Raw genomic sequence first — 18551 nt, forward strand, 5'->3', positions numbered from 1 at the left:
CCTTGTCGCTGAGCTGGGCATTTCCAGCTTTCTCCAGCTAGGACAAGGGGCGTGCCGTCTGTGTCGGGCGGCGGGCGCAGTCACACCGGCGTCAACGGCCGATGAGTTATCCACAGATCGTCTGACCTTTTCCCCCGCCTGTGGATAACGCTGTGGGTAACTCAGGGCAAGGGTTGCGGGACGGGTGCCCGCTGTGGTCCTACGCGGTCCGTGGAGCTACTTCCACTGGGTCGAGACGCCGAAGCCGCCGGCGATGAAGCCGAAGCCGACGACGATGTTCCAGTTGCCCAGTGAGTCGATCGGCAGGTCGCCGTCGGTCACGTAGAAAACGACGATCCAGGCCAGACCGATCAGGAACAGCGCCAGCATCACCGGCGCCACCCAACTGCGATTGGTCAGCTTTATGTTGGTTGCCTGCTTCGCCGGAGGGGGCGTGAAGTCGGCCTTCTTGCGGATACGTGACTTCGGCACGAGGAACTCTCCTGTCGATGCGCTGCGTGACCGCGCAGGGAACTGTGGCTGGCGCCGGGGCTGGGCGCGAGGGGGAATGATGCCTCCCCCGGGCGTCCGTTAGCGTAGTGCTTCCGTGGCGCCTAAGGAGATAAGGGTACGTTGAGCAATTCTGCCGACTCTCCCCCAGGGCCGGTCCGGCGCACCTTCCGGCATCCGGCCAAAGTGCTCACCGCTGCCGTTTTCGCCCTGGCCGGCCTCATCTTCGTCACCAGTGCCAATACCGCCAAGGGCACCAATATCCGTACGGACTCCTCGCTGCTGAAACTCTCCGATCTCATTCAGCAGCGCAGCGAGAAGAATGCCGCTCTGGACGAGTCCGCCGCCTCCATGCGCGAGGAGATCGACACCCTCGCCCAGCGCGACGACGGCAGCACCAAGGCGGAGGACGTCAAGCTCAGGGCGCTGGAACGCGCCGCGGGCACCGCGAAGCTGTCCGGCCGCGCGGTCTCCGTCACCCTGGACGACGCCCCGTCGAACGCCACCGCGAGCCCCGGCTACCCCGATCCGCAACCCAATGACCTGGTCATTCACCAGCAGGATCTCCAGGCGGTCGTCAACGCCTTGTGGAAGGGCGGCGCCCGCGGCATCAAGGTCATGGACCAGCGGCTGATCTCCACCAGCGCGGTGCGCTGCGTCGGCAACACCCTGATCCTCCAGGGGCGGGTCTACTCGCCGCCGTACAAGATCACCGCCGTCGGTGATCCCGGAAAGCTGGAGGGGGCCCTCGACGCCTCCCCGGCGATCCAGAACTACCTGCTGTACGTGAAGGCGTACGGGCTCGGCTGGAAAGTCGACGAGCACGGGGCGGTGACTCTTCCCGGCTACTCGGGCACAGTGGATCTCCACTATGCGGAGCCGGTGAAGTAGCGAGCAGCTGCGGGGAGGCCGACCGGTGTCGGTGCGACTGATCGTCAGGACGTTCAGCGAGCTGTGCCTCACCGTCGGCACCCTGATCGTCCTCTTTGTCGTCTACGTTCTGTTCTGGACCGGGGTGAAGGCCGCGGGCGCGACCGAGGGCCAGATCGACGACCTGCAGGAACAGTGGGCGCGGGGGGCGGTTGCCGTGCCCGCCCCCACCCCGTCCACATCGGCGTCCCCGTCCGTCCCGAAGCCGTCCGACGCGAAGCCGTCGGTTCCGGGGCCCGCAGCCGCGGGGTACCGGGACGGGAAGCCGTTCGCGATGCTCTACATACCCCGCTTCGGGAAGGACTGGGAGTGGCCCGTCCTGGAGAACACCGGGGTCAAGACCTTGCAGAAGGGTCTCGGGCACTACCGGGGCACCGCGGCGGCGGGTGCGACCGGCAACTTCGCGGTGGCGGGGCACCGGCGCACCTACGGCGATCCGTTCAAGGACTTCCCGCAGCTGCGCCCCGGTGACGCGGTGCTCCTGACGGACGGGACGACGTGGTTCACGTACCGCATCGACAAGAAGCCCTACCGGACCGTGCCCAGCGATGTCGGTGTCATCGACCCGGTTCCCCGGAAGTCCGGATTCGACGGGCCGGGCCGCTATCTGACGCTGACCACGTGCGATCCCGAATGGGGCAGCAGCCACCGGCTGATCGCCTGGGCGCACCTGGACGCGACCCAGCCCGTGACCGCGGGCAGGCCGGCGGCTTTCCACAGCTGACCCACGGCTCTCGGGGCAGGCTCTAGTCTGGTCCCGTACCGAATGGAGGGGTCAGCATGTACGGCTGGATCTGGCGGCATCTGCCGGGCAACGCGTGGGTGCGTGGGTTCATTTCGCTCGTGCTCGCCCTGGCGGTCGTCTACGTCCTGTTCCAGTACGTCTTCCCATGGGCGGAGCCACTGCTTCCGTTCGGCGACGTGACGGTGGACGGCGACGGCACGAACGCGATGGGGGCCCTTCGATGAGCGCCCGCATCCTGGTCGTGGACAACTACGACAGCTTCGTCTTCAACCTCGTGCAGTACCTCTACCAGCTGGGCGCCGAATGCGAGGTGCTCCGCAACGACGAGGTGACCACGGCCCACGCCCAGGACGGCTTCGACGGCGTCCTGCTCTCGCCCGGCCCCGGCACCCCCGAGCACGCGGGCGTCTGCGTCGACATGGTGCGGCACTGCGCGGCGACCGGCGTCCCGGTCTTCGGCGTCTGCCTGGGCATGCAGTCGATGGCGGTGGCGTACGGCGGCGTGGTGGACCGCGCCCCCGAGCTGCTGCACGGCAAGACGTCCCCGGTGCTCCACGAGGGCAGAGGCGTCTTCGCGGGTCTGCCCTCGCCGTTCACCGCGACCCGCTACCATTCGCTCGCCGCCGAGCCGGCCACGGTTCCGGAGGAGCTCGAGGTCACCGCGTGGACGGCCGACGGAATCATCATGGGGCTGCGCCACCGGGAGCTGGCGGTGGAGGGCGTGCAGTTCCACCCGGAGTCGGTGCTCACCGAGCACGGTCATCTGATGCTGGCGAACTGGCTGGCGCAGTGCGGTGACGCCGGTGCCGTCGAGAGGTCGGCGGGACTCGCGCCGGTGGTGGGCAAGGCCGTCGCGTGACCCCACCCCGTCACGGATCCGACGCCGGACAGGACGGTTTGTACGAACCGGACCGACCGTACGAACCGGACGGGTTCGGGGCGGCGGGTGCGTTCGAGGCAGCGGTGGACCACCTGGCGGACCCGCTGAACGACCCGCTGCCGGGGCGTCACGCGTCGCCGTGGTTCCGGGCGGAGAGCACTTCCGCGACGCCGGCGGCCGCGGACCGGGGCGGGGCGACGGATCCAGGCAGCGGCACGGCGTCGACGATGGCGTCGTACGGGCCGCAGGCGGCCCAGGAACCTCCACGTGAGTGGTACGACCCCGAGGGCTACGAACGGGACTGGTACGGCCACCAGGGGCCCACGCGGGCTCCGGCCGGCGAGACGCCACCCGTCCCGCCCGCCATCGGGTCAGTCATCCCGCCCGCCGCCGCGTCACCCGTCGCGCCCGCCGCTCAGCTGCCCCGCCACGACGAGACCGTCGCGCTGCGGAAGGCGGAGATCCGGCACGCGGTCGTCGCCGACCAGGCGGTGACGGAGGTGCTTCCGGTGGCGACGGCCCGTCCGCGGCCGGACCACGCGCGCGAATCGGGTCCTGGGGACGCCGGGGAACCGGACGTCGCCACCCCGGTCACCGGCGGGCGGGCCGAGCGGCGCCGGGCGGCGAAGGGCCGGGGGCGCAGGCGCGGGGACGCACCGGCGGGGGCCGGGGCGGCGGGGGCCGACGGCGAGGGCGGCATACCCCCGAAGCCGATGTCGCGCGTCGAGGCGCGACGGGCGGCCAAGGCGGCGAAGGACAGCCCGGCGGTCGTCGTGAGCCGGGTGGTCGGCGAGCTGTTCATCTCGCTGGGCGTACTGATGCTGCTGTTCGTCACCTATCAGCTGTGGTGGACGAACGTGCGCGCCGAGCAGATGGCCGGCAAGGAGACGCACAAGATCCAGGACGACTGGGCCAAGGGCAAACGCAGCCCCGGTGCGTTCGCGCCGGGTGAGGGCTTCGCCATCATCCACATCCCGAAACTCGACGTGGTCACGCCGATCGCCGAAGGCATCAGCAAGGAGAAGGTCCTCGACCGGGGCATGGTCGGGCACTACGGCGAGGAACCGCTGCGCACGGCGATGCCCTCGGACAAACAGGGCAACTTCGCCCTGGCCGGCCACCGCAACACGCACGGCGAGCCCTTCCGTTACGTCAACCGGCTGACACCCGGTGACAAGATCGTCGTGGAGACGCAGGAGGCCTACTACACGTACGAGATGACGAGCGTCCTGCCCCAGACCTCGCCGTCCAATGTGTCGGTCATCGGCGCGGTGCCGCCGCAGTCGGGATTCAAGAAGCCCGGCCGCTACATCACCCTCACGACCTGTACGCCCGAATTCACGAGTACGTACCGTTTGATCGTCTGGGGCAAGATGGTCGACGAACGGCCGCGCAGCAAGGGAAAGCCCGACGCGCTCCTGGACTGAACGGGCCGAACGACATCACGACAGGGGCGGTGCGGTGGCAGCGAGGACCGAGGACGAAGAGCAGACCGGTGAGGCCGCGCCGCCGGTGCGGCCCCGAGGGCGTCATCCCGTCGCGACCGCCATCAGCGTCTTCGGTGAACTCCTGATCACCGCAGGCCTGGTGCTCGGGCTCTTCGTCGTCTACTCCCTCTGGTGGACGAACGTGCTCGCCGACCGCGAGGCCACCAAACAGAGCCACACCGTCCGCGACCGCTGGGCCGACGGCCCGGGCGCGCTGGACACCAGGGACGGCATCGGCTTCCTGCACGTGCCCTCGATGAAGAACGGCGAGGTGCTCGTCAAGAAGGGCACCGACACCGAGAACCTCAACGACGGGATCGCCGGTTACTACACCGATCCCGTGAAGTCGGCGCTTCCCTCGGACAAGGAGGGCAACTTCACCCTGGCCGCGCATCGGGACGGCCACGGGGCGAAGTTCCACAACATCGACAAGGTACGGACCGGGGACCCGATCGTCTTCGAGACCAAGGACACCTGGTACGTCTACAAGGTCTTCAAGGAGCTTCCCGAGACGTCGAAGTACAACGTCGACGTACTCCAGCCGGTCCCGAAGGGCTCGGGCGCGAAGAAGGCCGGCCGCTACATCACGCTGACGACGTGCACGCCCGTCTTCACGTCGAAGTACCGCTACATCGTGTGGGGTGAGCTGGTGCGTACGGAGAAGGTCGACCGCGACCGTACGAAGCCGGCGGAACTGCGCTGACCCGCACCACGACGAACAGAGGCCCCGGCCACCTCAACGGTGACCGGGGCCTCGCTCTGCCGTGATCAGCGCTGCTGCCCGTTGTTCTCGCCGAGCAGGCCGTTGCCGTTGCCGTTCCCGCCCATGGTGGTGAGCGTGATGGTCGTGGCGGCCGGGTCGGCCTGGGTGCCCGGCTGCGGGTCGCTGCCGGTGACGATGGCGTTGTCGTCACCCGAGTTGCCCTCCGCGAACTGGACGTTCACGAAGCCGGCCTGGGCCAGTTCCTGCTTGGCCTGTGCCACCCTGTGGCCCCGGATCTCCGGGACGGCGACCGTCGGGGGCTGCGTCGGCCCCTTGGACACCTTGAGGAGGATCGCGGTGTCCTTGCCCACCTTCTCGTTGGGGCCCGGGGTCTGGCCGACCACGATGCCCGCCTCCTTCTCGGCGTTGTCGACCTCGGACTTGCCGACATTGGTGAAGCCGAGCTGCGTGAGCTGAGCCAGCGCGTCGTCGTACGACCGGTCGGTCACCGGGGGCACGGTGAGGAGCTTCTCCGTGGCGACCGAGAGCTTCACCTCGGAGTTCTTCTCGGCCTTGGCATTGCCCTTCGGCGTCTGGTCCAGGACGGTGCCCGGATCGGCGTCGGCGGACTCGACCGAATTGACGGTGACGGTGAACCCCTGGTCCTCGAGGACCTTGCGTGCGTTGGCCTCGGACTTCTCCGTGACGTCCGGGACGCTGACCTTCGGCGCTCCGCTGGAGACGAAGACCGTGATGGTGTCGCCTTCCGAGACCATCTCGCCCTTCGCCGGCGTCTGCCGGCAGATCTTGCCGGCGGGCTGCTCCTCGCACTCCTCCTTCGGCCCCTGCTTGAGGAGGGTGTTGGTGTTGTCCGCGAGCAGCTGTGCTTCCTTGAAGGTCGAACCGATCATGTTCGGCGCCTTGAACGTGCCGTCGCCGCTGTCGCCGTCGCCGCCGAAGACCGCCTTGCCGATGAGGATCGCGCCGACCAGTACCAGGATGCCCGCGATGACCAGCAGGATCGTCGAGGTGTTGCCCTTCTTCTGCCGGCGGCGGTCGGGGCGGTCGTCGTAGCCGTAGCCGTCGTCGTCGGGGTTGACCGGCGGCAGCATCGAGGTGCGCTCGCCGTGCTGGTCCGCGGCCCGCAGGGCGGTGGTCGGCTGGTCGTTGTCGTAACCGCCGTAGCCGCCGTAACCGGCCGCGCCCATGCCCGCGGTCGCCGCGACCGGCTGACCGTCGAGGCAGGCCTCGATGTCGGCACGCATCTCGTCGGCCGACTGGTAACGGTAGTCGGGGTCCTTGGTGAGGGCCTTCAGCACGATCGCGTCCATCTCGGGCGTGATCTCGGGGTCGAAGTTGCTGGGCGGCTGAGGCTCTTCCCGTACGTGCTGGTAGGCCACCGCGACGGGGGAGTCCCCGACGAACGGCGGTCTGACGGCCAGCAGCTCGTAGAGCAGACAGCCGGTGGAGTACAGGTCGGAGCGGGCGTCGACCTGCTCGCCCTTGGCCTGCTCCGGGGAGAGGTACTGGGCGGTGCCGATGACGGCCGCGGTCTGGGTCATCGTCATGCCGGAGTCGCCCATGGCGCGGGCGATGCCGAAGTCCATGACCTTGACCTGGCCGGTGCGCGTCAGCATGACGTTCGCCGGCTTGATGTCGCGGTGGACGATCTGGGCGCGGTGCGAGTATTCGAGCGCCTGGAGGATGCCGACGGTCATTTCGAGGGTGCGCTCGGGCAGCAGTCTGCGACCGGAGTGCAGCAGCTCCCTGAGCGTCGACCCGTCGACGTACTCCATGACGATGTACGGGATCGAGACCCCGTCGACGTAGTCCTCACCGGTGTCGTAGACCGCGACGATCGCCGGGTGGTTGAGCGAGGCGGCGGACTGGGCCTCACGGCGGAACCGGGCCTGGAAGGACGGGTCGCGGGCGAGGTCCGCCCGGAGCGTCTTCACAGCTACGGTGCGGCCGAGCCGGGTGTCGTGAGCGAGGTAGACCTCGGCCATGCCACCACGGCCGAGCACCGAGCCCAGCTCGTACCGGCCGCCGAGGCGACGCGGCTCTTCCATAACTGTTCCAGCCCTCTCCGTCAGTCCTGACCGCACCGGTGTGCGGTCCGGCGGTGTGCTGTTCGCGCATACGCTACCGGCCGCGCACTACGTGATCAGCCCGCAGGCAATACCTGATACCTGACCGGTATCCCAATGTGCAGATACGGTGCCCGGTATGAGCGGCGTCACTTCTTGCTGTCGATGACGGCCTTCATGACGGCCTTCGCGATGGGAGCGGCCAGGCCGCCACCGGAGATGTCGTCACGGTTGGCCTCGCCGTCCTCGACGACCACCGCGACGGCGACGGGGGAGCCGTCATCGGTCTTGGCGTACGAGATGAACCAGGCGTACGGCTTCTCGCTGTTGTTCAGGCCGTGCTGGGCGGTACCCGTCTTGCCGCCGACGGTGGCGCCGTCGATCTTGGCGTTCGTGCCCGTGCCGGAGCTGACGACGGTCTCCATCATCTGCTGGAGCTTCTGGGCGTTCTCACCCGAGACCGGCTGGCTGAGCTGCTCCGGCTCGTGGGTGTAGATGTCGTCCAGGCTGGGCGACTGCCGCTTGGCGACCATGTACGGCTGCATCAGCTTGCCGTCGTTGGCGACCGCCGCGGCCACCATGGCCATCTGGAGCGGGGTGGTCCGGTTGGACGCCTGGCCGATGCCGGCCATGGCGTTCTGCGGACGGTTGTCCTTGGGGTAGACGCTCGCGGCGGAGCGCACCGGAGTGAAGAGCTCCTTGTTGAAGCCGAACTTGTCGGCCTGGTCGATCATCTTCTGGTTGCCCAGGTCATCGCTGATCTTGCCGAAGACGGTGTTGCAGGACATCCGCAGCGCCTCCCGGAGCGAGGCGTTCTCGCACGGGATGTTGCCCTCGTTGGCCAGGGGCTGTCCAGTGGTCAGCGGAAGCCGCCAGGGCAGCGGCGACTTCGTGTCCGCGTCGATGTCGGTGTAGAGCCCGTTCTCCAGAGCGGCGGCCGCCGTGACGACCTTGAAGGTCGAGCCGGGCGGGTAGGTCTCGCGCAATGCCCGGTTGAGCATCGGCTTGTCCTTGTCCTTCTGGAGCTTCTGCCAGGCCTTGGAGTCCTTGTCGGAGTTGCCCGCGAAGGTCGAGGGGTCGTACGACGGGGTGCTGGCGAGCGCCAGGATGGCACCGGTCTGCGGATCGAGGGCGGCGACGGCGCCCTTCTTGTTGCCGAGGCCCTCGAACGCGGCCTTCTGGGCGGCGCTGTTGAGCGTGGTGACGACGTTGCCGCCCTGCTTCTCGTCGCCGGTGAACATCGACATCGTGTTGTCGAAGAAGAGCTGGTCGTCGTTGCCGGTGAGGATGCCGTCCTCGATGTATTCGAGCTGCGTGGCACCGAAGGCCTGCGAGGAGTATCCGGTGACGGGCGCCCACATGGGCCCGTTCTTCCAGACCCGCTTGTACTTGAAGTCGCTGTCCTCGGTCTCGGTGGAGCCGGTGATCTCGGCGCCGCCGTCGACGATGATGTTGCCGCGCTCGTGCGCGTACCGCTCGATACGGACGCGGCGGTTCTCGTCGCGGGTGTTGAGCTCGTCGGCCTTCACGTACTGGAGGTAGTTCGTCCGTGCGAGCAGGGCGAAGATGAGGACGCCGCAGAAGATCGCGATCCGGCGCAGGGGCTTGTTCACGGTCGGACCACCTGGGTCATCTCGGCGTCGGAGGAAGGAGCGGGCGCCGGGGCGGGGCGGCGGGCGGTGTCGCTGATCCGGATCAGGATTCCGATCAGCGCCCAGTTGGCGATCACGGACGAACCACCGGCGGCGAGGAAGGGCATCGTCATACCGGTCAGCGGGATGAGGCCCATGACGCCACCGGCGACGACGAAGACCTGGATCGCGAAGGCACCGGAGAGGCCGATCGCGAGGAGCTTTCCGAAGGGGTCACGCGCGGCGAGGGCCGTGCGGACACCGCGCTCGACGATCAGACCGTAGATCAGCAGGACGGCCATCATTCCGGCCAGCCCGAGCTCTTCGCCCACGGTGGAGAGGATGAAGTCGGCGTTGGCGGCGAAGCCGATCAGGTCGGAGTGGCCCTGGCCCCAGCCGGTGCCCAGGGTGCCGCCGGACCCGAAGGACATGATGGCGTTGCCGATCTGCTCGCAGGCGCCGTCCTTCGCATAGCAGGCGAACGGGTCCATCCAGGCGTTCACTCGCTGCTGGACATGGGACTCGAACGTGGAGACACCCACGGCGCCGGCGGCGGACATCAGCAGGCCGAAGACGATCCAGCTGGTCCGCTCCGTCGCGACGTACAGCATGATCACGAAGAGGCCGAAGAACAGCAGGGACGTGCCGAGGTCGGTCTCGAAGACGAGGATCAGGATCGACAGCGCCCAGATGACGAGGATCGGGCCGAGGTCCCGTCCACGCGGCAGGTACATACCCATGAAGCGACGGCTGGCCAGGGCCAGGGCGTCGCGCTTCACCATGAGGTAGCCGGAGAAGAAGACCGCGATGATGATCTTCGCGAACTCGCCGGGCTGGATGGAGAAGGGGCCCAGGCTGACCCAGATCTTCGCGCCGTTCACCGCGGGGAAGAACATCGGCATGATCAGCAGGATCAGCGCCGCGACCATGGAGATGTAGGTGTACCGCTGCAGGATGCGGTGGTCCTTGAGGACCACCAGCACGCCGACCATCAGCGCTACGCCGATCGCCGAGTACATCAGCTGCTTCGGAGCGTCCGGGGTGTACGTCCCGAACAGGTTCTCGGCCCGCTGGATCAGTCGTTCCGACTGGTCCAGCCGCCAGATCAGCACCAGGCCCAGCCCGTTGAGCAGTGTGGCCAGGGGCAGCAGCAGCGGGTCCGCGTACGGGGCGAACTTGCGCACCACGAGGTGGGCCACGCCGCCCAGCAGGATCAGGCCGAGGCTGTATCCGATCATGCCGGAAGGCAGCGAGCCGTCGATGGCGAGGCCCACGTTGGCGTAGGCGAACACCGAGATGACGATGGCGAAGACCATCATCATCAGTTCGGTGTTGCGCCGGCTCGGCGCGTCGATCGCGCCGATCGTGGTCGTGTTGGTGACAACGCTCATGGTGCTGAAGGCCCCCTACGGCTTACTGCTTACCGCACTGCGGGACCAGCTTCTTCTCTTCCTCCGAGAGGCTGGGTCCGGGAGCGGGAGTCGCTGAAGTCTGCTTGCTCTTCGTGGTGCTGGACGTCTTGGCGGCGTCCGTGTCCGTACCTGCGGCCTGGCCCGTGTCCTTGGGGGCGTTCTTCTCGGCTGCGCGGCGCTGTGCGTCCTTCTTGCAGGCGGTGGCCTGGGCGGCGAGCTCGGTGACCTTCTCACGGGCGTCGGCCAGGCTGCCCTCGGCGATGGTCGCCTCGACCTTCTCGCGCTGGTAGGGCGGGAGGTACTTGAGTTCGATCTCGGGGTGGTCCTTCTCGACCTTCGAGAGCGAGACCCACGCGAGGTCCTGGCTGATGCCCCGGTACAGCGCGACGTTGTCGTCCTTCGCGCCGACGAAGTACTGCGTCTGGGTCCAGCGGTATCCGCCGTACAGACCGCCGCCGATGACCGCCAGGGCGAGCACGACGTACAGGGAGCGCTTGAGCCACTTGCGGCCGCCGCCGGGCTTGACGAAGTCGTCGTCGGAGTAGGACCCGAAGGCCCCGTCCGGCATTCCGTCGTAGCCGACGTCGTCACCGCTGCCGGGAGGGCCGAAGCCGCCCGCGGGCGGCGGGACGGGGCGGCCGAGACCGGCCGCCCGTCCGGCGGGGGTCTCCATGGCGCCGCCGTCGTTCAGCTGGGCGGCCTGGTTCTCCGCGACGGCTCCGACGATGACCGGGGTGTCATTGAGCTGACCGGCCAGGGTGTCGTTGCTGTCGACGTCGAGGACATCGGCGACGATGCAGGTGATGTTGTCCGGACCGCCGCCGCGCAGGGCGAGCTGGATGAGGTCCTGGATGGTCTCCTGCGGGCCCTGGTAGCTGGCGAGCGTCTCCTCCATCGTCTGGTGGGAGACGACACCGGAGAGCCCGTCGGAGCAGATCAGATAGCGGTCGCCGGCCCGGACCTCACGGATGGAGAGATCGGGTTCGACGTGGTCGCCACTGCCCAGCGCGCGCATCAGCAGGGAGCGCTGAGGATGGGTGGTGGCCTCCTCCTCGGTGATCCGGCCCTCGTCGACCAGCCGCTGGACCCAGGTGTGGTCCTGCGTGATCTGCGTCAGGACGCCGTCCCGCAGCAGATAGGCGCGCGAGTCGCCGACGTGTACGAGGCCGAGGCGCTGGCCCGTCCACAGGAGCGCGGTGAGCGTGGTGCCCATGCCCTCCAGCTGGGGGTCCTCCTCGACCATCATGCGCAGCTGGTCGTTGGCCCGCTGGACCGCCGTACCGAGCGAGGTGAGGATGTCGGAGCCGGGCACGTCGTCGTCGAGCTGGACGAGCGTCGAGATCACCTCGGAGCTGGCGACCTCACCGGCCGCCTGACCGCCCATGCCGTCGGCGATGGCGAGCAGACGCGGTCCGGCGTAGCCGGAGTCCTCGTTGCCCTCGCGGATCATGCCCTTGTGCGATCCGGCGGCGAAGCGCAGGGAAAGACTCATGCGCACCTCGCCCGTCGGTTCGGGGTACAACCGGTCTCGAGCCACACTGCCCACCCTCCGGTCGGGAGCCTGGCCGGGTCCGATGCCCGGGCCGCCGCGGCTCGCTCGCTCCGCTCGCTCATTGTCGTACTACTTCCGCAGCTCGATGACGGTCTTGCCGATCCGGATCGGCGCGCCCAGCGGAACAGGCGTCGGGGTGGTGAGACGGGTCCGGTCCAGGTACGTGCCGTTGGTGGAACCGAGATCCTCGACGATCCACTGGCCGTCACGGTCGGGGTAGATCCTGGCATGCCTGCTGGACGCGTAGTCGTCGTCCAGCACGATCGTTGAATCATGGGCCCGGCCCAGCGTGATGGTCTGGCCCTGGAGCGCCACCGTGGTGCCGGTGAGCGTCCCTTCGGACACGACCAGTTTGGTCGGTGCTCCCCGGCGCTGGCGGCCGGGCTGCTGGCGTTGCTGCGGCGGTGCCGCAGCGGTCTGGCGTGCCTGTGGAGGCCGCGCGTCGGTAGCAGTGCGGCGTGAGCCGCGCTGCGTGACGCGCGTTCCGAACAGGTCACTTCGAATGACCTGGACGGCCACGATCACGAACAGCCACAGAACAGCCAGGAATCCTAGCCGCATGACCGTAAGGGTCAGCTCTGACATTGCCCCCGCTTCACCCTTCGGCTTGCCGGTAAACGATGGTGGTGCTGCCCACGACGATCCGCGAGCCGTCGCGGAGCGTAGCGCGGGTTGTGTGCTGCCCGTCTACCACGATGCCGTTGGTGGATCCGAGATCCTGGATCGTCGAGGGAGTTCCGGTCCTGATCTCACAGTGCCGACGGGATACGCCGGGGTCGTCGATCCGCACGTCGGCGTCGGTACTGCGTCCCATCACCAGCGTCGGCCGGGAGATCTGGTGACGTGTGCCGTTGATCTCGATCCAGCGTCGCACCTGCGTGTTCGACAGGGGGCTGGGGGTGGCCGGCGGGCGCCGGTCGGATCCTGGTGCTCCGCCGTGCCTGGCGCCCGGCGGCGGGGCCGCGGGCATGGGCGGGGCGGAGCTGGGCGGGTAGCCGTAGCCGCCGGGTGCCTGGGGACGTCCGGGGCGGGCGGGCGGCGCGGCCTGCTGTCCCGGGTGGTTCTGGAATCCCTGCTGGCCCTGCTGGCCGTGCTGGCCGTGCTGTTCCTGCTGTGACGAACTCGACGCCAGGGTGCGGCTGCGCACCCGGTAGAGCCCGGTGTCGAGGTCGTCCGCCTTCTCCAGGTGAACCTTGATGGGTCCCATGAAGGTGTACCGCTGCTGCTTGGCGTAGTCCCTGACCAGCCCGGAGAGCTCGTCTCCCAGCTGGCCCGAGTACGGGCTGAGCCGCTCGTAGTCGGGGGCGCTGAGCTCGACGATGAAGTCGTTGGGGACGACGGTCCGCTCGCGGTTCCAGATGGTGGCGTTGTTGTCGCACTCCCGCTGGAGGGCACCGGCGATCTCGACCGGCTGGACCTCGGACTTGAAGACCTTGGCGAAGGTGCCGTTGACCAGACCTTCGAGACGCTGCTCGAAACGCTTCATGACTCCCATGGGGCACCTCCTCCGGTGTCGTCGTCCCTGTACTGCTTACTGATCGTATCCACGCGTCGGGAAATCGGCTGGTTCCCCTTGTCTGCGCTGTGGATGAGTGTCCCCCCTCACACGGATCGTAGAGGGGGCCTCCTCACAGTGTCCCGCACCTTGGGTGCACTCAGAAGGAGTGGGGGGATGCGGTTCCGGGTTCCCGGTTCCCTCCGCACGTTCCGCGAAACAAACGGATGTGAATCCACCCTGTCCAGCGTGCTAATCTTCCGTTTGTCGCCAGGCGCTCACCAAACAAGTGAGAGTCTGGAAACACCACTCATGCGCGAGTGGCGGAACGGCAGACGCGCTGGCTTCAGGTGCCAGTGTCCTTAGGGACGTGGGGGTTCAAATCCCCCCTCGCGCACAAGCAGGAAGCCCCACAGGCCAACGGTCTGTGGGGCTTCTTCAGTTTCGGTGCAGACAGGTGCCGGGGCGATTTGGTTTCACGTGAAACGCCCGATTCGCGCTCCGGGCTCCAGGCTTCGAGATCCGGGCTTCGAGATCCGGGCTTCGAGTTCCGGGCTTGTGGGCTCCAGAGCTCCCGGGCTCCGCGCTCGTGGTCTCTCGTGTTCGGAGCATGAGGGACCGAAGATCCGAAGAAGGCCGGGGCTTACGGAGCCCCGGCCCTTCTTGCTCTTCACCTGTCCTGAGTCGTCCTCGTCCTGAGTCGTCCTCGTCCTGAGTCGTCCCCGTTCTGGGTTTCGGACGTCTCGGTGTGGGTGAGGTGTCTCAGGCGACGAGCCGGGAAGCGAGGGTCTTGGCCTTCTCGGAGGCGTCGGTGAGTGCCTTGGCGCGGGAGGTGTCGGCGAGCGGGATGAGCTCGGCCATCTGCGGATTGGTGTGGGCCAGGGTGAGCTCCGGGACGATGAAGTCGACCTCGGCGGCGAACATCGACGTCAGCAGCTTGCCCAGATAGTTCTGCACGAACTCGGCGTCCTCGCGGGGGGTGCCCGGCGCGTACGAGCCGCCGCGGCTGGCGACGACGGTGATCGGGGTGCCTGCCACCGGGCTGTCGGGGCCGGCGTTGTGTCCGACGATGATCACGTGGTCGAGCCATGCCTTGAGCGTCGACGGAATCGTGAAGTTGTACATCGGGGCGCCGATCAGGACCGCGTCCGCGGCGGCGAGCTCCGCGGCGAGTTCGCCGCGCAGCGGGTGCTCCGCTCCGGCCGCGACGGCCTCGGCATTCAGATGCGGCAGGGGCTCGGCGGCGAGGTCGCGGTAGACGACCTTCCCGTCGGGGTGCTGCTCCTGCCAGGTCCGCACGAAGGCGGCTGTGACCTCGCGTGACGCGGAACCCTGGGGGAAGACGGCGGAATCAAGGTGCAGAAGGGTGGCCATGAGGGTCTCCACGGTTCGGTAAGGGATGGGTCTGTGCGGCGGCCCAATATTTCGTATGTAGCTAGTAATAACATAGTGGCTTACGAATAGTAAGTCCATCACCTCCACGCAGTACCCTGGGCCCATGGCGGATCGCAGCGAGCAGGCGTGCAGGCGGGTGGACGTGGGGATCAGCCGCGTCTTCGAGCTGTTCGGCAAGCGCTGGACGGGGCCGATCGTTTCCGTACTGATGCAGCAGCCGGTGCACTTCGCCGATCTGCGCCGTGCCATTCCGGGCATCAGCGAGCGCATGCTCTCGGACCGGCTGACCGAACTGGGGGCGGCGGGGCTGGTGGTCCGGGAGGTCGACGAGGGGCCGCCGCTGAGGGTGTCGTACCGGCTGACCCAGGCCGGCGCCGCGATGGAGCCCGCACTCAAGGAACTGGGCAGCTGGGCAAAGACCCACCTGAAGGACGACTTCGGCGGCTGTTGACCGAGCCGGAGTCCGGGCGGGAGATCGGTGGACAGCGGTACGGTCTCCGGCAGTTGATGCTGGACCGGGACACCGGACGCCGACGGCGGCGCCGGGTGCGGTCGGGGGAGGCTGCGCGCCATGAGCGAGATCGAAGCGACCGTGCCGGCACAGCAGGCCGCGAAGGCCGGTGAGCGGGCCGCTGAGGGGAGTGCGCGCATTCCCGTCGTGCCCGGGTTCGCCCGGCGCGCGGACCCGAGGGGCCGGTGCGCATCGCTGTCGCCGAAGCATGCGGGCAAGGCCCTGCGCCGGTCCGTGCCCCGCGCCTCCCACAGCTCCCTGGTTCTGCCGGCGGGGCGGCCCGACGCGGTGCGGGCGGTCGACGAGTCGAATCAGGGCCGGGTGCCGGGTCTCACACCGATACGGGTGGGGCGGATGGCCGCCACGCCGTTCGCTTTTCTGCGGGGTTCGGCGGGCCTGATGGCCCACGACCTGGTGGGGACACCCGTCACCGGGGTGGCCGCTCAGCTCTGCGGTGACGCGCACGCGGCGAATTTCGGGCTGTACGGGGATGCCCGGGGCAGCCTGGTCATCGACCTCAACGACTTCGACGAGACCGTGTCCGGCCCCTGGGAGTGGGACCTCAAACGTCTCGCGGCCTCGCTGGTGCTCGCGGGCCGCGAGGCCGGTGCTGACGAGGACACCTGTCGCAGGGGCGCGTACGACACGGTGGGCGCGTACCGGCGGACCATGCGGCTGCTGGCACGGCTGCCCGCGCTGGACGCGTGGAACGCCATCGCCGACGAGGAGTTGGTCTCGCACACGGACGCGCGGGATCTGCTGGGCACCCTGGAGCGGGTGTCGGAGAAGGCGCGCAGCAACACCAGCGCCCGCTTCGCCGCGAAATCCACGGAGGACTCCGGGGACGGCGGGCGCCGGTTCGTCGACGCGCCACCGGTGCTGCGCCGGGTACCGGACGCGGAGGCCGCAGCCGTGGCGGCTGGGCTGGGCGACTACCTGGGCACCGTCTCGGAGGACCGGGTGCCGTTGCTGGCCCGGTACGCGATCCACGATGTGGCGTTCCGGGTGGTCGGCACGGGGAGCGTGGGCACCAGGTCGTACGTGGTGCTGCTGCAGGACCACCGGGGTGAACCGCTGGTCCTGCAGGTGAAGGAGGCCAGGCCTTCGGTGCTGGCGCCCTATCTGCCGGCCGTGGGCTTCGACGTACCGGAGGTGGGGCACGAGGGACGCCGGGTGGTGAGGGGGCAGAAGCGGATGCAGGTCGTCAGCGACATTCTGCTGGGCTGGGCGACCGTGGAGGGCCGGCCCTTTCAGGTACGGCAGTTCAGAAACCGGAAGGGCAGCGTGGACCCGGCGGCGCTGGCGGCCGACCAGGTCGACGACTACGGCCGCATGACCGGTGCGCTGCTGGCACGGGCTCACGCGCACAGTGCCGATCCGAGACTCATCGCCGGGTACTGCGGGAAGAACGACGAGCTGGACGAGGCGGTGGCCGCTTTCGCGGTGACGTATGCGGACCGCACCGAGGCGGACCACGCGGAACTGGTGCGGGCCATCGGTGCGGGCCGGATAGCCGCTGAGCGGGGGGTGTGACGCTCGTCGTGGTGCCCGCTGCCGCGGGGGTGCAGGTCCGCTGTGCCGACCGTGCGTCCTCGGCGGGCGGGCCGTGGCCATACGCTGGACGGGTGACCCACGAAGCCCCCGGGGTGCCGACCACCCGGAACGAAGATGCCCGGCAGGACGACGCACCGCAGGACGAGCAGTCCGCCTCCCCTGCGGAGGCGGTCGCGGACGGCCCCACCGGGGCTGCCGGAGACGCCGCAGCCGATGCGGATGCCGGTGCCGTCGCGCCCGGCGCGGACGGCGCGGACGGCGCGGACGGCGACGCGGGTGCTCCCGCGGCCGGTGCTCCCGCAGCCGGTGAGACTGCTGAGCAGGAGCGTCCCGAGGCGCGGCTGGCGCATGCCGTGCGGGTGGCAGAACAGGCTCTGATCGAGTTCGAGATCGCGGTCGAGACGTTCCGGGTCGAGGTCGAGAACTTCTCCCGGCTGCACCACCAGCGGCTGGGACCGATGTACGCGCGGCTCGACGAGCTCGATGCGCAGATCGCGGAGGCGCGCGCCGCCAGAACAGGTGATCCCGAGGATCTGCGCAAGGCACAGGACGCGCGGTCGATCGTGATGCCGATGCCGGGTATCGACGAGCTGTTCCACGACTGGATCGACTCCGACGGGCTGTCCCCCGAGGCGGCGGCCATGCTGACGGAGCAGCCGGTCCGGCCGCCGAAGCGGGTCCGGCCGACCGACGAGGCACGCAAGCTCTACCGTGAACTGGCACGCAAGGCCCACCCGGATCTGGCCCAGGACGAGAAGGAGCGGGCCCGCCGGGACGAGTTCATCACCCGGGTCAACGCCGCGTACGGGCGCGGGGACGAGGCGCTGCTCAAGGAGCTGGCCCAGGAATGGGCGGCCGGGCCGGTACTGCCCGAGGCGGAGCTCAGCGAGGCCGACGAGCTCTACGCCCGGCTGAACTGGCTGACCCAGCGCAAGGAACTTCTGACCGTGCTCGCCCAGGAGCTGGAGCAGAGCGCGATCGGCGCCATGCTGCGGATGGCTCCGGACGATCCCGATCACCTGCTGGAAGAGATCGCCGAGCAATTGCTGGGTGAGGTCTCACAGCGTGAGACCGAGCTGGCGGGCTTGGTGCAGTAGCGTTTCCGGTGACTTCGGTGCGCACTTACGAGAGAAGGCATGACCCATGAATTTCGCTCCGCTCCCCGCGGTCGACGTCACGGCGGTGCCGGCGGACGGCTTCGTGCTGGACGTCCGGGAGGACGACGAATGGGCGGCCGGACATGTCGACGGCGCCCTGCACATTCCGATGAGTGGCTTCGTGGCCCGCTTCGGTGAGCTGACCGAAGCGGTGGAGGACGGCCGACGCGTGCATGTGATGTGCCGGGTCGGCGGCCGGTCCGCCCAGGTCACCCAGTACCTGGTGCAGCAGGGCATCGATGCCGTGAACATCGATGGTGGCATGCTCGCCTGGGACGGTGCGGGACGCCCGATGGTCACCGACACCGGTGCTCCCGCTTTCGTCGTCTGATCTCGGCGTACGGGGTTCGAGGTCCCGCGTTCGGGTTTCGGCGTGCGGGTTTTGGCGTTCGGTGCTCGCTCTGTGTCCTTCGCTCTTCGTCCCTTGTTCTTCGTCCTTCGCTCATTGCTGTTCGGCCGGCCCGCCGGGTCCTCGCTGAGAGGACCCGGGCTCTGTCGGTCGGCCGTGCTGTGGACGCTCCTG

18 protein-coding genes and 1 tRNA gene are annotated in these 18551 nt (G+C 68.6%); 11 read left to right on the plus strand and 8 right to left on the minus strand.

The genetic code is table 11. The features are described 5' to 3' along the window. Positions 1 to 216: 216 nt before the first annotated feature. Entirely contained in the window at positions 217 to 471 is a 255-nt protein-coding gene (gene crgA / locus ACZ4LX_RS07235) for a cell division protein CrgA (protein ID WP_136326732.1), read from the minus strand. A gap of 141 nt (positions 472 to 612) precedes the next feature. Between crgA and ACZ4LX_RS07240 the strand changes: the two genes are divergently transcribed. Genes ACZ4LX_RS07240 through ACZ4LX_RS07265 form a run of 6 tightly spaced genes read left to right on the plus strand, consistent with a single transcriptional unit; the run spans position 613 to position 5234 of the window. After that, positions 613 to 1380, plus strand: coding sequence for a DUF881 domain-containing protein (locus tag ACZ4LX_RS07240; RefSeq protein WP_467640408.1), 768 nt, complete (start codon positions 613 to 615; stop codon positions 1378 to 1380). 25 nt (positions 1381 to 1405) lie between these two features. Further along, entirely contained in the window at positions 1406 to 2143 is a 738-nt protein-coding gene (locus tag ACZ4LX_RS07245) for a class E sortase (protein WP_467640405.1), read from the plus strand. Positions 2144 to 2199: 56 nt separating this feature from the next. Continuing rightward, positions 2200 to 2388, plus strand: coding sequence for a hypothetical protein (locus ACZ4LX_RS07250; protein ID WP_467640403.1), 189 nt, complete (start codon positions 2200 to 2202; stop codon positions 2386 to 2388). Further along, positions 2385 to 3023, plus strand: a complete 639-nt coding sequence (locus ACZ4LX_RS07255) for an aminodeoxychorismate/anthranilate synthase component II (RefSeq protein ID WP_467640400.1) — start codon at positions 2385 to 2387, stop codon at positions 3021 to 3023. Before ACZ4LX_RS07250 ends, ACZ4LX_RS07255 begins: the two co-directional genes overlap by 4 nt. Then, complete coding sequence (locus tag ACZ4LX_RS07260) at positions 3020 to 4471, plus strand: class E sortase (protein ID WP_467640397.1); 1452 nt, start codon at positions 3020 to 3022, stop codon at positions 4469 to 4471. Before ACZ4LX_RS07255 ends, ACZ4LX_RS07260 begins: the two co-directional genes overlap by 4 nt. A 34-nt stretch (positions 4472 to 4505) precedes the next feature. Beyond that, positions 4506 to 5234: a class E sortase gene (locus tag ACZ4LX_RS07265; protein ID WP_467640394.1), complete on the plus strand. Its 729-nt coding sequence runs from the start codon at positions 4506 to 4508 to the stop codon at positions 5232 to 5234. 65 nt (positions 5235 to 5299) lie between these two features. Here ACZ4LX_RS07265 and pknB read toward each other — a convergent pair whose 3' ends face one another. The 6 genes from pknB to ACZ4LX_RS07295 form a co-directional block, all read right to left on the minus strand. Next, a complete protein-coding gene (gene pknB / locus ACZ4LX_RS07270; RefSeq protein ID WP_467640391.1) occupies positions 5300 to 7303 on the minus strand; it encodes a Stk1 family PASTA domain-containing Ser/Thr kinase in 2004 nt (667 codons plus the stop codon). Positions 7304 to 7470: 167 nt separating this feature from the next. After that, positions 7471 to 8934 carry a peptidoglycan D,D-transpeptidase FtsI family protein gene (locus tag ACZ4LX_RS07275; protein WP_467640388.1) on the minus strand — a complete coding sequence of 488 codons (1464 nt, stop codon included), beginning with the start codon at positions 8932 to 8934 and terminating at the stop codon, positions 7471 to 7473. Next, positions 8931 to 10343: an FtsW/RodA/SpoVE family cell cycle protein gene (locus tag ACZ4LX_RS07280; RefSeq protein WP_467640385.1), complete on the minus strand. Its 1413-nt coding sequence runs from the start codon at positions 10341 to 10343 to the stop codon at positions 8931 to 8933. Before ACZ4LX_RS07280 ends, ACZ4LX_RS07275 begins: the two co-directional genes overlap by 4 nt. A 22-nt stretch (positions 10344 to 10365) precedes the next feature. Beyond that, positions 10366 to 11856, minus strand: coding sequence for a Stp1/IreP family PP2C-type Ser/Thr phosphatase (locus ACZ4LX_RS07285; RefSeq protein WP_467640383.1), 1491 nt, complete (start codon positions 11854 to 11856; stop codon positions 10366 to 10368). 129 nt (positions 11857 to 11985) lie between these two features. After that, positions 11986 to 12501 carry an FHA domain-containing protein FhaB/FipA gene (locus ACZ4LX_RS07290; protein ID WP_148019768.1) on the minus strand — a complete coding sequence of 172 codons (516 nt, stop codon included), beginning with the start codon at positions 12499 to 12501 and terminating at the stop codon, positions 11986 to 11988. 10 nt (positions 12502 to 12511) lie between these two features. Further along, positions 12512 to 13411, minus strand: coding sequence for an FhaA domain-containing protein (locus ACZ4LX_RS07295; protein ID WP_467640380.1), 900 nt, complete (start codon positions 13409 to 13411; stop codon positions 12512 to 12514). A 314-nt stretch (positions 13412 to 13725) separates the two neighbouring features. Here ACZ4LX_RS07295 and ACZ4LX_RS07300 point away from each other — a divergent pair. After that, positions 13726 to 13808: transfer RNA gene (locus ACZ4LX_RS07300), tRNA-Leu, on the plus strand. Positions 13809 to 14173: 365 nt separating this feature from the next. On the opposite strand, the gene ACZ4LX_RS07305 is transcribed toward ACZ4LX_RS07300, so the two are convergent. Further along, positions 14174 to 14785, minus strand: a complete 612-nt coding sequence (locus tag ACZ4LX_RS07305) for an FMN-dependent NADH-azoreductase (RefSeq protein WP_467640377.1) — start codon at positions 14783 to 14785, stop codon at positions 14174 to 14176. A 124-nt stretch (positions 14786 to 14909) separates the two neighbouring features. Between ACZ4LX_RS07305 and ACZ4LX_RS07310 the strand changes: the two genes are divergently transcribed. From ACZ4LX_RS07310 to ACZ4LX_RS07325, 4 genes are all read left to right on the plus strand, one after another. Continuing rightward, positions 14910 to 15257 carry a winged helix-turn-helix transcriptional regulator gene (locus tag ACZ4LX_RS07310; RefSeq protein ID WP_467640374.1) on the plus strand — a complete coding sequence of 116 codons (348 nt, stop codon included), beginning with the start codon at positions 14910 to 14912 and terminating at the stop codon, positions 15255 to 15257. A gap of 120 nt (positions 15258 to 15377) precedes the next feature. After that, positions 15378 to 16850 carry a DUF2252 domain-containing protein gene (locus ACZ4LX_RS07315; protein WP_467640372.1) on the plus strand — a complete coding sequence of 491 codons (1473 nt, stop codon included), beginning with the start codon at positions 15378 to 15380 and terminating at the stop codon, positions 16848 to 16850. A 92-nt stretch (positions 16851 to 16942) separates the two neighbouring features. After that, positions 16943 to 17968: a J domain-containing protein gene (locus ACZ4LX_RS07320; RefSeq protein ID WP_467640369.1), complete on the plus strand. Its 1026-nt coding sequence runs from the start codon at positions 16943 to 16945 to the stop codon at positions 17966 to 17968. A gap of 46 nt (positions 17969 to 18014) precedes the next feature. Further along, positions 18015 to 18359, plus strand: a complete 345-nt coding sequence (locus ACZ4LX_RS07325; RefSeq protein ID WP_467640366.1) for a rhodanese-like domain-containing protein — start codon at positions 18015 to 18017, stop codon at positions 18357 to 18359. Positions 18360 to 18551: the final 192 nt, after the last annotated feature.

The organism is Streptomyces sp. NPDC026062, from assembly GCF_055568375.1.